The sequence below is a fragment of the Paenibacillus lentimorbus NRRL B-30488 genome, from assembly GCF_000411595.1.
GTDB lineage: Bacteria > Bacillota > Bacilli > Bacillales > Bacillaceae > Bacillus > Bacillus velezensis.
On the sequence record NZ_ANAT01000011.1, the window covers coordinates 306,516 to 322,002 of the forward strand.

The 15,487-nt window shown below is 40.3% G+C and carries 3 protein-coding genes and 1 pseudogene; all 4 read right to left on the reverse strand.

The window, feature by feature from the left end:
* Positions 1-118: 118 nt before the first annotated feature.
* On the reverse strand, positions 119-9,100 hold the full coding sequence (locus tag D368_RS08320) for an amino acid adenylation domain-containing protein (RefSeq protein WP_486129245.1): 8,982 nt from the start codon (positions 9,098-9,100) through the stop codon (positions 119-121).
* A 42-nt stretch (positions 9,101-9,142) separates the two neighbouring features.
* Positions 9,143-10,845, reverse strand: a pseudogene (locus tag D368_RS08325) (non-ribosomal peptide synthetase); the annotation flags it as partial.
* Positions 10,808-11,428, reverse strand: a complete 621-nt coding sequence (locus D368_RS08330) for a condensation domain-containing protein (RefSeq protein ID WP_128574716.1) — start codon at positions 11,426-11,428, stop codon at positions 10,808-10,810. The gene D368_RS08330 and the pseudogene D368_RS08325, both read right to left, overlap by 38 nt.
* A gap of 11 nt (positions 11,429-11,439) precedes the next feature.
* Positions 11,440-15,468 carry a non-ribosomal peptide synthetase gene (locus D368_RS08335; RefSeq protein WP_486129241.1) on the reverse strand — a complete coding sequence of 1,343 codons (4,029 nt, stop codon included), beginning with the start codon at positions 15,466-15,468 and terminating at the stop codon, positions 11,440-11,442.
* Positions 15,469-15,487 lie beyond the last annotated feature (19 nt).

Consider the following 15,487-nt stretch of genomic DNA (forward strand, 5'->3'; position numbering starts at 1 on the left):
GTGCATATTTCAGATATGTTGGGTGGGACCGCGAGCATATGCACATGATCTGGCATCATATGTCTTTTTATGACCCCTCCACCCGCATAGCGGGTGGTTTTACGGGTAAGATACAACATTAAATATTCTTCATGACATCATTAAGGAGCTCTTCTTCAATTGTAATGCCTGTAATGCGAGCAATTAGAGTACTATTTTGAATGTAAAAGTGCATGCTAACTCCAAAATCTTCAGACTCTATAATCTGTGTTTGTAAAAACATCTTCTCAAGTGATATGTCATCTCTACTTGCAAACTTATCAAGGACTCCCTGATAATTAATGATTGGAATGCGATGGGACATTTCATTAAAACCGTACTTTTGTGCTATAAGAAACAACTTTTCTGTAATTGCAGATTGATTAATACTCGATTTTTCTGATGTTGATAAAAGCTGTTTTTGCGTTTTACTTTTCCTATCATAAATTGAATAATCTAAATTTAAAGTTAGCCCCAACATTTCCTTATTGAATTCATCTCTGTTATGTGTCAAAACAGAAACAGGGATGTTATTTAATTCTTCAGGTAAGTCACTATACATAAGCCTTGATATAAATTCTACTGCTGTATTAATGGGTTGTTCGCTAAATTTCTGATATTGTAACTCATTTAGTTTTACATGAATTTCTGTAGACCTCTTAGTGTCTCGTCGAGAGACCAAATCAGCAGATTGTTTAGCAGCTTCAATATACTCTTCCATGTTAGACTCTTGAGTACCAGGAATTTCCAGTTCGTCAACTTTCTTTTTAATCATTTTGCAATATTCTATGAAAGAATAGTTATAGGGAGTGGTAAGTCTGTTGTTCAAAGTTTCATGAAGCATAACCTTAAACAAATCTTGTGAGACTCCATCCCATATTAAATGATGAATTGCACTAAGTACTAAGCAATGATCTGCATCTATTTCTACGATTAAAAATCTAGATAACAGCTTATCATCAGTTAGAAAACTCATTTCATTCACAATTTCTTTAAATTGTTCTGCAGATAATTCTAAGGTTCCTTTCACTACTGGAATTTCCCACTCATCTGAATAATCGTATTCTTCTAAATAGGTCATTTTTTGATTTAATTTCGTTCTTAATGCCCCATGCCTGGAAATTATTCCTCTGAGTGATAAAGAAGCGTTCTCTGCCGTTCCTTCTATTGTTATGATTTCAGTAATAATTTCTGTATCCGGTCGCAAGAAATCCTCATGTCCTGTCAATACAGGACATTCTAAAGTAGAACGTGTTTTAATATAGTTATCTCCATAATAATTCAACTGTTTTTGTATCATGCACTTTAGATCGCCATCACGGTTATCACCAATTAATGTTTCATCTAATGGCATTTTTACTGTTCCTTTTCTGGTTAAACACGTTTCGACAACATCCTTAATTGCTCTTTCATATGCCAATACCAATGTTTGAGCATCCTCGTCAGTATACAATCCAGTATCATATATGATGTCAAATTCAAGTTGCCCATTTAAAACAGCCCCATTTAGAGACAATCCCATTCCTGATGAATTTTTTTCTGACATACTTCTTCCTAATGGCATTCCCGACATGGATATTCCTTCAATTCTGTCTATCTCGTTATCCAATTCTCCAAGATAATTGAATGTTATTGCTGCGCTCATCTCAAGTCCGCTATGCTCACCAAGATATCTCAAAACTCCATATCCAATTCCATGATTAGGGACCTGTTTCAATGTTTGTTTTGTCTCCAAAATGCTTTCTTCAACAGTATCTTTTGTCTCCAAAATAATAGGATATACACTTGTAAACCAACCAACTGTACGATCGATGGCGATCTCTCTATCTATTGTCTCTCTCCCGTGACCCTCCATTTCTATGGTTAGGTACTTAGATTTTCTCCATTCTTTTACTGCAATGGTCAGCGATGCCAGTAACAAGTCGTTTATTTCTGTTTTATATGTCTTTCCAGCTTCGAGCAACAGCTTTTTCGTCGTTTCAGAGTCCACTTTCACTACTTTATTTTTATATTGACCACTTGCTGTTTGTGTACTCTTGAATGTCTCAGTACTATTTGATTTATCCGATATATTTTTCCAGTATGCTATTTCATCTGAAAGCACTTCACTCTTAGCATATTGTGTTAAAGCATTCGCCCATTCCTTGTACGAAGCCGTTTTCATTGGCAGCGTGATTTTACCTGTCTCTTGTATTTGTCGATATCCACTAAATAAATCCTCCAGCAGAATTCTCCATGATACACCGTCTATGACCAGATGATGTACACAAATTAGTAAATGATCTCCACTGTCTGAATGGAACAGCCCTACTTTTACTAAAGGCCCGGTGGCTAGGTCTATGCTCGCCTGTAATTTATCGCTGGCATACTCTATCTCTTTCGATACATCTTGCACTTTTGTATAATCTTTTTCATACCAATCATATAGCTTGCTTTCCTCTGTAGACAGCGTGATTTGACGTTGTCCGTCATATACATTTCTTAAAGCGTCATGATGTTTAATGATTTCAGTAATTGCTGTCTTTAAACTAGGTATGTCAAATGGCTCATCACTTCTTAACATTAAGGCCTGATTATAATGATTAGGTACGACGTGATTCTTATTGAAAAATTCTAGTTGTATAGGGGTTAATGGACTTTCCCCATTGATTTCTCCCTGTTCGTATACTTGATTTACTTCTCCCATTTGAATATTTTCCCCAATCTTTCTTGGGGTCTGCTGATACATTAATGCGGCGAAAGAAAGCTTATAACCTTTTTCCCGTAACTTCGAAACGGCCTTAATCGCTTTAATAGAATCTCCGCCAAGTTCAAAGAAACTGTCTTCTATTCCGACTGGAGATATTCCTAAGATTTCTTCAAATATGTCCGTAATGACTTTCTCTGTTTTAGTTCTTGGTGGCATATATTCCTGTCCTGCTAATGCATTTGGTTCTGGCAGTACTTTTGCATCCAGCTTCCCATTTGGAGTCAGTGGCAAGGCATCAATCTGCATCATAAAGCCAGGTAACATATACTCAGGCAGTTTGTCTCTCAAATCATTTTTGATTTCAGACATATCCAGTTGCTGCTCTTGATTTGTCGGGATCAGGTAGGCACATATACTCTTGTCACCGCCTACTTCCAATGCAACAACGGCTACATCAGATATACCTTGCTGATTCCTTAGAACGCTCTCGATCTCGTACAACTCGATCCGATATCCTCGGATTTTAACCTGTTCATCTATTCTTCCCAGGTATTCCATCTCTCCGTTAGGCAGCCATCTCGCCAAATCTCCAGAGCGGTATAACTTCCCTTCGCCATATGGATTGTCGATAAACTTCTCCGCTGTTAATTCAGGCTGATTTAGATATCCTTTGGCTACTCCGTCTCCGGCGATGCATAGCTCACCAGGAACGCCTGCACCACATAACTCCATCTCATTCAGTATATAGAGCTGCATATTGGCAATGGGACGCCCGATTCCTACACTTAAACCCTTATCTTTTTCGCTGGAATAGACATAGTCACAGCATCCTACGGTAGTCTCTGTAGGGCCATATTCGTTATGAATCTTGACCCTGTCTCCTAATAGCTTCTGCGTTTTCCACGCCGTATCTGTGGTGAACTCCTCTCCACCGACAATTAGCGCTTCTAAATTTGGGACATCTACGCCGTCTGCATAGGTTTCCAGCATTTTTAGATGGGAAGGGGTAAGTTTAAGGAAGGTTACCCTGTTATCTTTGAATGCTGCACGCAGCCTTTCCTCCGCGTCTCCTCCCTTTAATAGAAGAGATCCACCACTAATCAGCGGTAAGAACAAGGACGTTACGGAAAGGTCGAAACTTAAGCTTGTCATTAATACCGTCGTACAAGCTTCCTTCTGGTATTCTTGATCTGCATACGACAAGTAATGATCCAGATTGCCTCGTGTCACCGCCACACCTTTGGGCTTTCCTGTCGTTCCTGATGTGTAAATCACATAGGCTATGTCACTTTTTTCAACAGCACACGCTGGATTTGTCTCCTTCTCACCCAGATCTTCAAGATTCATCGAGATGAATGGGACTTCCGTTTCCATAGTCTTCTCTCTTGTTAAAATGACCTTGGGTGCTGCATCGTTTAAGATATGCTCTATTCGTTCCTTCGGTGTTGCTGGATCAATCGGGACATAGGCGGCTCCACTCTTTAGCACGCCCAAAATGCCAATGATCGTTTCCGCTTCCAGGGTAGTCATGATGGCCACTCGATCATTGGGCTGAACACCTAACGAAATCAGTTCCCATGCCAATGCATTGGCCTTGCGGTTGACTTCTCCATAACGAAGTACTCCCGTTTCGTATTCGATTACCGTCTTCTCGGGTGTCTGTTCCGCATGTTTCTCGAATCGTTCCACTGCCGTATGATGCTGTGCATACTCCGTATGGGTATTATTGAAAACCGTTAGTATTCTTTGTTGTTCTACCTCACTGACCATGTGGAGTTCAGACAATTTCATTTCAGGGTTAGCAATCACCCTGTCCAGCAACACCTTAAAATGCTCCAGTATGACCTGTGCTGAAGTCTCGGTAAATAAATCACTGCAATAGACCAGATCTAAAGCGTACCCCTCTTCATACGCTGTAGCTTGTAAATCCAAATCAAATTTGGCATCAATGAAAGGAATGCCCAGCATCTCTACCTGTGCTTCGCCCATCGCAAGATGGATTTCCTCGTTATTCTGCATGGTAAACATCACGTCAAACAGCGGATTGCGTGACAGATCACGGCGTACTTCTACTTCCTCTACCAATTCTTCAAATGGGTATTCCTGATTCTCATACGCGTTTAAGGCCAGCTCTTTTATCTCGCTTAAAAACTCCAGGAACGTTTTCTCGCCCCTTAGATACCCTCTCATTGCCAGCGTATTGACAAACATGCCGGCTATTGTCTCGGTGTCCTGATGCACTCGGCCTGAGATGGGTGTTCCTACCACGATATCTTGTTGCCTGCTGTATTTATGCAGTTCTATCATAAATACAGCCAGCAAGGTCATGTAATCTGTCGTTCCCTGTTGTTTATTTATATTTTGAATGCCAGCTTTCTGCTCTTGGCTAAGCTGAACAGACACTTGGGCTCCTTTGTAGCTTTGGATTTTGGGACGTGGATAGTCCGTCACCAAATCCAAAACCGGTGCCTCTTCTTTAAATACTTCTTTCCAATAATCCCTCTGACTCTCCAGATTTCTAGCACGCATCCATTCACTATAATCTTTGTATTGGAGTTCAAGTGGTTGTAACTCTTCACCGTTATACAATCGTGAGAAATCTTCGATTAATAGATTGAGCGTCTTATGATCGGAAATAATATGGTGCATATCAAATAGTAAAATATAGTTGTTCCGATTTCTTTCTTTCACTACTTTAAAACGCATGAGCGGTGCTGTTCCGATGTCAAACGGGCGTACAAATTGTTCCATGTCAGCGTCACTGTAGCTGTCGGTCTCTTCATATTCCACTTGGTAGAATACCTCGTCTGCAATGACTTGATATGCTCCTTCTTCGGTCATTACAAAACTTGTTCGCAGCGACTCATGACGCTTAATCAGACGATCTATGGCTTGTTGTATTTTTTCTAAATCAAGGTTACCCGTTACTTCTAGCGCTGACGCCATGTTATATGCAGTACTGTTACCTTCCATCTGATCCAGAATAAACAATCGTTTCTGTGTAGAGGATGCTGGATAAGCTTCTCTCTGTTCTGCTTGTGGTATTGGACTATATTCGCCTTCTCCCGCGGCCTCAATCTTTCTCGACAACATGACAGGAGTTGGTGAACTAAATATATCTTTGACTGGCAAACGAATTCCTGTCTTCTTCTCGATGGCATTAATGGCTGCCGTCGCTTTTAACGAATGTCCTCCCAGTTCAAAGAAACTATCCTCTATGCCGACTGGAGATATTCCTAAGATTTCTTCAAATATGTCCGTAATGACTTTCTCTGTTTTAGTTCTTGGTGGCATATATTCCTGTCCTGCTAATGCATTTGGTTCTGGCAGTGCTTTTGCATCCATCTTCCCATTTGGAGTCAGTGGCAAGGCATCAATCTGCATCATAAAGCCAGGTAACATATACTCAGGCAGTTTGTCTCTCAAATCATTTTTGATTTCAGACATATCCAGTTGCTGCTCTTGATTTGTCGGGATCAGGTAGGCACATATACTCTTGTCACCGCCTACTTCCAATGCAACAACGGCTACATCAGATATACCCGGCTGATTCCTTAGAACGCTCTCGATCTCGTACAACTCGATCCGATATCCTCGGATTTTAACCTGTTCATCTATTCTTCCCAGGTATTCCATCTCTCCGTTAGGCAGCCATCTCGCCAAATCTCCAGAGCGGTATAACTTCCCTTCGCCATATGGATTGTCGATAAACTTCTCCGCTGTTAATTCAGGCTGGTTTAGATAGCCTTTGGCTACTCCGTCTCCTGCGATGCATAGCTCACCAGGAACGCCTGCACCACATAACTCCATCTCATTCAGTATATAGAGCTGCATATTGGCAATGGGATGTCCGATTCCTACACTTAAACCCTTATCTTTTTCGCTGGAATAGACATAGTCACAGCATCCTACAGTAGTCTCTGTAGGGCCATATTCGTTATGGATCTTGACGCTTTCACCCAATAGCTTCTGCGTTTTCCACGCCGTATCTGTGGTGAACTCCTCTCCACCGACAATCAGCGTTTCTAAATTCGGCACATCTACGCCGTCTGCATAGGTTTCCAGCATTTTTAAATGTGACGGGGTAAGCTTCAGGAAGGTTACCCTGTTATCTTTTAAAGCTGCACGTAACCTTTCCTCCGTATCTCCTCCCTTTAATAGAAGAGATCCACCACTAATCAGCGGTAAGAACAAGGACGTTACGGAGAGGTCGAAACTTAAGCTTGTCATTAATACCGTCGTACAAGCTTCCTTCTGGTACTCTTTATCTGCATACGACAAGTAATGATCCAAGTTACCTCGTGTAACCGCCACGCCTTTGGGCTTTCCTGTCGTTCCTGATGTGTAAATCACATAGGCGATGTCGTCTGTTTCAACGGCACACGCTGGATTTTCCGCCTTCTCGCCCAGGTCTTCCAGATTCATAGAGAGGAATGGAATTTCTGTTTCCAGCTTCTTCTCTCTTGTTAATATAACTTTGGGTGCTGCATCGTTCAGGATATGCTCTATTCGTTCCTTCGGAGTCGCTGGATCAATCGGGACATAGGAAGCTCCACTCTTTAGCACGCCTAAAATGCCAATGATCGTTTCCGCTCCCAGTGAAGCCATGATGGCCACTCTATCATTGGGCTGGACACCTAACGAAATCAGTTCCCATGCCAATGCATTGGCCTTTCGGTTGATTTCTCCATAACGAAGTACTCCCGTTTCGTATTCGATTACCGTCTTCTCGGGTGTCTGTTCCGCATGTTTCTCGAATCGTTCTACTACCGTATTATTCTGTGCATACTCCGTATGGGTATCATTGAAAACCGTTAGTATTCGTTGTTGTTCTACCTCACTGACCATGTGGAGTTCAGACAATTTCATATCAGGGTTAGCAATCACCCTGTCCAGCAACACCTTAAAATGCTCCAGTATGACCTTTGCTGAAGTCTCGGTAAATAAATCACTGCAATAGACCAGATTTAAAGCGTACCCCTCTTCATACGCTGTCGCTTGCAAATCCAAATCGAATTTGGCATCAATAAAATGAATGCCCAACATGTCTACTTGGGCTTCGCCCATCGCAAGATGGATATCTTCGTCATTCTGCATAGTAAACATCACGTCAAACAGCGGATTGCGTGACAGATCACGGCGTACTTCTACTTCCTCTACCAATTCTTCAAATGGGTATTCCTGATTCTCATACGCGTTTAAGGCCAGCTCTTTTATCTCGCTTAAAAACTCCAGGAACGTTTTCTCGCCCCTTGGATATCCTCTCATTGCCAGCGTATTGACAAACATGCCTGCGATCGTCTCGGTGTCCTGATGCACCCTGCCGGAGATGGGTGTTCCTACCACTATATCTTGTTGCCTGCTGTATTTATGCAGTTCTATCATAAATACAGCCAGTAAGGTCATGTAATCTGTCGTTCCATTTTGTTTATTTATATTTTCAATTCCAACTTTTTGTTCTTTACTAAGTTGAACAGACACTTGGGCTCCTTTGTAACTTTGGGTTTTCGGACGTGGATAGTCCGTCACCAAATCCAAAACCGGTGCCTCTTCTTTAAATACTTCTTTCCAATAATCCCTCTGACTCTCCAGATTTCTAGCACGCATCCATTCACTATAATCTTTGTATTGGAGTTCAAGTGGTTGTAACTCTTCACCGTTATACAATCGTGAGAAATCTTCGATTAATAGATTGAGCGTCTTATAATCGGAAATAATATGGTGCATATCAAATAGTAAAATATATTTGTTCCGATTTCTTTCTTTCACTACTTTAAAACGCATGAGTGGTGCTTTTCCGATGTCAAACGGGCGTACGAATTGCTCCATATCGGCTTCACTGTAGCTGTCAGTTTCTTCATATTCCACTGGGTAGAATACCTCGTCTGCAATGACTTGAAGGGTTTCTCCTTCTGTCATGACAAAACTTGTTCGCAGCGACTCATGACGCTGGATCAGGCGATCTATGGCTTGTTGTATTTTTTCTACATCAAGGTTACCCGTTACTTCTAGCGCTGACGCCATGTTATATGCTGTACTGTTGCCTTCCATCTGATCCAGAATAAACAATCGTTTCTGTGTAGAGGATGCTGGATAAGCTCCCCTCTGTTCTGCTTGTGGGATTGGACTGTATTCACCTTCTCCCGCGGCCTCAATCTTTCTCGCCAACATGGAAGGAGTTGGTGAACTAAATATCTCTTTTACTGGCAAACGAATTCCTGTCTTCTTCTCGATGGCATTAATTGCTGCCGTCGCTTTTAACGAATGTCCACCCAGTTCAAAGAAACTGTCTTCTATTCCAACTGGGGATACCCCTAGAATTTCCTCAAATACATCTACGATTGCTTGCTCCGTCTTATTACTTGGTGGTACGTATTTCAAGCTTTCTAACATATCTGGTTCTGGCAACCTAGTTTTATCCAGCTTCCCATTTATGGTTAGTGGAAATTCATCGATCTGGATCATAAAGGCAGGAATCATATACTCCGTTACTTCTTCTCTCATCGCTTCTTTAATTTGGGGTATACTTAGTTCCTGCCCCTTCTCTGCAATGAGATATGCACAGAGAATTTCATCGTTTCCAACTTCTTTTACAACAACGACAGCATCTGCGATTTCACTCTGTTTTCTTAATACACTTTCAATTTCACCTAACTCTATCCTGTAACCACGGACTTTCACTTGTTCATCTATTCGACCTAAATACTCTATATTTCCATCTGGCTGCCAACGTGCTAAATCTCCTGTACGGTACAGTTTTCCCTCACCGAAGGGATTCTTAATAAACTTCTTATCTGTCAATTCTGGCTGATTCAAATAACCTCTTGCTACACCATCTCCTGCAATACACAACTCGCCAGGTATTCCAATCCCGCATAGCTCCATTTCATTTAGAAGATATACCCTTGTATTTGCAATCGGACGTCCAATGGTAATTGAAGTAGAAGTAGAGTCTGTTTTCACTCTAAAACTAGTTGCATTTACAGTAGACTCCGTAGGGCCATATGTGTTTAGCACTTCTACTTTTTTGCCCATTCTTTTAAGCTTTCTAGGCTACCTGCCTCACCACCTGATTCCAGCAAACGAAGTGTCGGTAATGCGTCAGCACACAACCCCTCTATTACCTTAGGCGTCAATGAAGCTGTTGTTACATTATTTCGATCGATATATTTTTGTAGTTGCTCCATATCATATGTTAAATTTTTTGGTACAATGCATAATGCCGCACCATTGCAAAGTGCAGGGAAGATATCACCAACTGCTTGGTCAAAAGATACATTTGCAAATTGCAGCACCGTATCCTTGTCGTTCAGTGCAAATGTTTCCTTATAGGTGACCCACATATTGACCAAATTTCGATGTTCAATTAAAACTCCTTTAGGATTTCCAGTTGTACCCGAAGTGTAGATACAATACACTAAATCATTAGACCTGTTAACGTGCAAAAGATTGTCCGTTTCATTAGCATAATTATTCTCATCTTCTAAATCTAATACTGGTATCTCTACCTTCCCTGGCAGCTTATTCTTATACGTCAATACAATCTTTGGACTACTGTCCTCCAGCATATAGTGAATTCTATTATCTGGATATTCAGGATTGATGGGTACATAAGCTCCCCCTGCCTTGATGATGGCTAATATCCCTACAATCATTTCCATGCTGCGTTCTGTCACTAGAGCCACTAGATCGTTTGGAGCCACTCCTAAATCCCGAAGAGTTCGCGCCAACTGATTTGCTCTTTCATTCAGCTCGGCATATGTCATCTTATTATCATCAAATTTAAGTGCAATATTTCCTGCTGTTTTCTCTACCTGATTCTCAAATAAGCTGACAGCTGTTTGTTCTCGAGAGTATTCTACATTCGTTGCATTGAAATCAACCAAGATCTTCTCTTGTTCTCTGAGATCAAGCATATGCAGATCTTTAAGCTTTTTGCCTGGATGTGTTATGGCTTCCTCAAGCAGCGTTACATAATGCCTTGCCATATATTCAATCGTTTCTTGTTTGAATAAATCTGTGCAATACTCAAAATCTATCTCATACCCTTCTGGCATACATTCAACCAGAACGGATAAGTCAAACTTTGAGACATTTCTTTTAATGAATGCACTTTTTCCGCCCAATAGGCCTTGCATTTCCGTCGGTTTTTCTTTCTTTTAATCCGAACATAAAATCAAAAATTGGATTTCTTGAGAGATCTCTTTTCTTCTCTACGGCTTCAACTAAATCTTCAAATTGGTATTCTTGGTTATCATAAGCCTGCAGACACTTCTCCTTCACAGCTAATATCAAATGCTCAAAGGTCTCATCCGGACTAACTTCTCCCTTGATCACCAGAGTATTGACAAACATCCCCAACATACCCTTAGTATCTGCATGAACTCGGCCTGAAACGGTAGTTCCTACAATAATATCCTTTTGGCGACTATATTTGGCTAATAATAAAATGAACACAGATAGGGTAACCATAAATTCAGTAGCACCATGCTTTAGGGCTAGATTTTTAACCCCTGAGCTTAATGGCTCCTTTACCTTTGCTACAACATTGTCTCCCCTGAAAGACTGGATTTGAGGACGGAGGAAATCCGTCTTCAAATCCACCCTAGCAATTTCACCAGCGAATTCCCTCTTCCAATACTCTTCCTGTTTTGAGATGTCATAAAAATTCTGCCATACACTGAAATCTTTATACTGAACACGGTTAGAATTTTTATTCATAAGTTCTCCTCTTATTCATAATCAGTTCCATCATTTTCATAAAATTCGTTCACTTGTTGCAGTATAACTGGCAGGCTTTCTCCATCACATATAATGTGATGAATATCAACAAATAGAAAGGAGGCCGTTGTTGTCTTCATTAATTTCACACGCATCAACGGTGCTTCGGATAAAACAAACGGTTGTATAAATTTATCGTATTCTGTTTGTATATCTATTTCGTCCACTTCGCTGTAGTCTATTAAAACCCTTGCGTCTGGAGAAATCGTTTGAATAGGCTCACCGTCCACAACATGGAAACTAGTTCGCAAGATTTCTTCTTGCTTTAACAGCTTATCCAAAGCCTTCTGTAATCTTTCTTTATCTAGCGGTTCTTCATAAGCATAAACGTCCGATACGTTGTAGTTAATATTAGGTCCGGTCATCTCGTCCAGAAGATAGAGTCGTTTCTGAGCTGAACTTGTAGGGTAGTATTCAGCTGCTGAAGCTTGTTCTATTGCCACAAACATCTCGCTCTCAATCGACTCGAAATTTCCCGCTATCTGCTCGGGCGTACCAAAAGTAAAAACATCTCTAATTGACAATCTTACTCCTATGGCCTTCTCCAATTCATTGCACAAGAGCACTGCTTTCAGTGACGATCCCCCTAGATCAAAGAAGCTATCAGTTACACTGACTTTTTCAATATCTAGAATGTTCTCAAATGCCTGCACGATCAGAGTTTCATATTCATTTCGTGGTGCAATATATTCCTTTGACTTATACTCCGGCTGTGGCAATGATGCTCTGTCAAGCTTACCATTACGTGTGAGTGGAATCGCATCAACCGAAATAATATGTGCAGGCACCATGTAATCTGGTAATAATTTACTTAACTTGATCTTAACGTCCTTTTCTTCTATTTCTGTCTCAGTTATTACATAGGCACACAGGAATTTCTCATTCCTTTTGTCTTCTCGCACTATGACTACAGCTTCATTTATGCCTTCAAGCTCCAATAAACGGCTTTCTACTTCTCGTGGTTCAATACGATATCCTCTGATTTTTGCTTGGTCATCCATCCGTCCAATATATTCAATGTTTCCGTTAGGTAACCAACGTGCCAAATCACCTGTCCGATACATCTTTCCGGATCCAAATGGGTTGTGTACAAACTTCTCGTCTGTCAGGTCTTGTCGATTTAAATATCCTTGAGATACACCCTCACCTGTTATACATACCTCACCCGGAACTCCAATTCCACAAAGTACATTTCCATTTAATATATAAATCTTTAATGTTGGAAGTGGCATTCCTATATCGCTAATTCCTCTCTCGATGGCTTCAGCATCAATATCGCGATAAGTAGCGTATACCGTGGTTTCTGTTGGCCCGTACATATTAACCAGACGACAATGTCTATTGTTCTCATGCCATTTCTTCAAATGTGCTGGATAAAGTGCCTCCCCTGCAAAAATAACATATCGTAAACTATTTATTGTTTGTCCTGTCGTTGCATCGATCAACGCATAGAATGGTGAAGGTACCTGGCATAAGATGGTTACCGCTTCTTTTTGGAGCAGCTCTCCGAAGGCATATCCATCTTTTACTGTATCCTCAGAAGGTATTACAAGCTTTGCTCCATTCAATAGACTTCCGAATATTTCCCAAACCGAAACATCAAAACAATAAGAATGGAATTGAACCCAAATATCATTTTCATATAAATCAAGCTTAAACTTGTCATTCTTCAGTAATCGCACTACATTTACATGCTGAACCATAACACCTTTTGGCCAGCCAGTCGTACCAGAGGTATAAATAACATACATTAAATCACTTGATTGATTTACATGAACAAGATTACTGCATTCCATTTGATAATTTGCCTCATCATGAAGATACATGATAGGAATGTCAGCTTCGGGTTCTTTTGTGCCGCATAATACTACCCTTGGCTTACAGTCATTAATGATATAATTAATTCTTTCCTCTGGATAAGATGGATCAACGGGTACATAAGCTGCTCCAGCTTTTAAAATAGCGTATATGCCCACCACCATCTCCAAACATTTTTCTGTTGAGATAACCACAAAATCGTTTGGTTGAATGTTATAGTCCTTTCGAAGTTTTCTTGCCAGAGCATTCGCCCGTTCATTTAATTGTGCATAGGTCATCTGTTGTCCATTAAATGTGATTGCTACATTATTAGGTATTCTGGCAGCCTGCTCTTCAAGTAACTGCACAATCGTCTTATTATGAGGGTATTCTGCATCCGTCATATTGAACTCATCCAATATTTTTGCTTCTTCGTTCATATCTATCATGGCAATATCCTGCAGCTTCTTTTCCGGAGACATTAAAACTCCTTCAATTAGTGTTAAGAAGTGTTTTGCCATGTACTCGATCGTTTCTGGTTTGAATAAGTCTGTGGAATATTCAAAATCAATCTTATAGCCTTCTGCATCACTTATCATGGTTAAGGTAAGATCAAATTTAGAAATGCTTCCTTCAACGGATTCCCTCGTTCCAAATTGAATACGATCCGAATAACTCTCTCTCTCATCGTCCTGTAATACAAACATCACATCGAATACTGGGTTTCTTGAGAAATCTCTCTTTACTCCCACTGCTTCAACTAAATCTTCGAACTGATAATCCTTGTTATCGTATGCCTGTAAACATTTCTCTTTTGTACTTAATAATACATCCTCAAATGTATCATCGGAGCAGACATTCCCTTTGATTGCCAGAGTGTTTACAAACATACCCAACATATTTTGGGTATCCGTATGGTTTCGTCCCGATATTGGCGTTCCTACTATAATTTCTTCCTGTCGACTGTATTTTCCTAACATAGAGAAAAAGGTGGATAACAACACCATAAACTCCGTTGCACCATACTTCTTCGCTAACTCTTTTACTTTAATACTCGTTTTTTCTTCTACCTGTGTTCGGAAATTAGCACCTCTAAAGCTTTGTTTATGAGGGCGTGGATAATCCATGATTAAATCCAGGACTGGTATATCACCGGAGAATTCTTTCTTCCAGTACGCTGCCTGTTCTGTGATATCTCTAGCATTTTGCCAAGCAGAAAAGTCTTTATACTGTACTCGTGGTGTTAACAATTCTCTTCCTTCATATAACTCTTGTATTTTGTAAAGCATAACTGGCATGCTTCCTGCATCACATAAAATATGGTGAATATCCAGGAATAAATATGAATCACTTGGAGTATTCAGTATTTTTGCACGCATTAGTGGTGATTTTGACAGGTCAAATGGTTGGACGAAAGTATTATATTCATCTTGGATATACTGTGAATCTGCTGTCTTTACTTCACTGTGCTCCAGCACAATTCTTGCATCTGAAGAAATTTTTTGAATTGGTTCACCATTCACTATATGGAAACTTGTCCTTAAAATTTCCTCATGCTCTACTAATTGATCCAATGCCCTCTGAAGTCGCTCATTGTCTGGTTTAACTTTAAGCTTGATTACTAAAGGAATATTATAAGTTATACCAGGGCCTGTTAGTTGGTCCAAAAGATAAAGTCTCTTTTGAGCTGAACTTATAGAATAGCTTTCTGCTTCTGCTATTTCTGGTATTTCTTCAAACGTATTCTCCTTTGAGTTTTTTATTTGTTCTGCAATATTTTTTGGTGTAACTAAATCAAAAATTTCTCTAAGTGGTAACCTTACCCCTGTGCTCTTCTCTAATTCATTACACAGCCGGATTACATTAAGCGAGTATCCACCTAAATCAAAGAAATTGTCATTTACGCTTACTCTTTCCATACCAAGCACATATTCAAATGCCTCTACTACCAATTTTTCCGTCTGGGTCTTTGGTGCCTCATAACCCCTTATCATCTTAGTTTCTTCAATATTCTTTTCTGGGTCCGGCAATAATTTACGATCTACCTTACCATTTGCAGATAGTGGAATCTCATCTACCTGTATGAACTGTGCCGGGACCATATAATCAGGCAGTTGTTTGGCTAACTCTCTTTTTATTTCTGCCAATTCTACGGTCTCATCTGCAACAATATACCCACACAATTGCTTCTCTCCATGTGAA